The organism is Streptomyces adelaidensis (assembly GCF_016598475.1).
GTDB lineage: Bacteria > Actinomycetota > Actinomycetes > Streptomycetales > Streptomycetaceae > Streptomyces > Streptomyces adelaidensis.
In genome coordinates, this window is record NZ_JAEMUX010000259.1 from 1 (window position 1) to 977 (window position 977).

General features: G+C 70.3%; 1 protein-coding gene. It reads right to left on the minus strand.

Annotation, left to right across the window (positions count from 1 at the left end; genetic code table 11):
- Positions 1-13: 13 nt before the first annotated feature.
- Positions 14-977: transposase (locus tag I8N67_RS41695; protein WP_200309589.1), on the minus strand; the 964-nt coding region annotated here is incomplete at its 5' end.

Below are 977 nucleotides of genomic sequence, written 5' to 3' on the forward strand. Positions count from 1 at the left end.
CTGAGCTTGAAATTTAACCTTTGCGAGCTTTGAGCTGGTTGCGTTCGGTGATGCTCTCGGGGCGTTTGGTGGTCTTGCCTACGTCGTAGCGGGTGGCGGGACGTCGATTCTTCGATCCAACTGGCCTGCCTGGCCCGGGGGTTGATGGTTTCGGTGCGCGAGCCGGATTGTGCAGGTGCGGGCGGATGTTCCTGAACCCGCGGCGGACGCGGGCCGGGGTGAGCCGGGCGGACTCGGTCGGTTTCTCCCAGGGGCGGCGCAGGTCTGCGGCGGCCCCGCGCGTGAGGCGGAGCTGGGTGTGAGCGGCGATCACGATCCAGGTCCACCGGTCGGCGGCCTGGGGAGTGCGGAGTTTGGGGCGGGTCCAGCCGAGCGTCTGCTTGGCGAAGCGGAAGGTGTGCTCCAGGTCGAAGCGGCGGAGGAATGCCTGCCAGCGCAGGTCGACGTCCTTGCTGGTCATGCCCGTGCGGGAGGACCAGAGCCAGACGGGCAGCGGGTCCTGGCCGCCGGGCAGGTGGTCGACCTGGAGGCGGATCACCGTGCCCTCGATGACGGGAAGCTCGTCGGTGTGGTCGATCCATGCGGAGCGGGTGGTCAGCTTCGGGTGGAGGCGGTCGAACGCCATGGTCTGCGCGGTGCCGTAGCGGTCGGTCACGGTCGTGGTCTCCACGTCCGGTTCGCCCCAGGTCTCCGGGCGGGCGAAGCGGAACTCCTCGCCGTGCTTCGGCGGGCGTCCGCCCTGGCGGGGCTGGGTCCAGGTGTCAGGCACGGGTCGGCGCATCACGCGGTCGGCACGCATCCGCCCCAGCACTTCCACGGGCAGGCCGGCCAGGAGGTAGGCCATGCGCGGGGCGTCGTAGCCGGCATCGAAGACCACCAGGACATCCGGATCGCCCGCCTCCCATTGCCCGCCCTCGACCAGGTCGGTGACGACCCGGCGGACCTGGGCGGCGGTGACCTCGGCCAGGTCGTCGTCG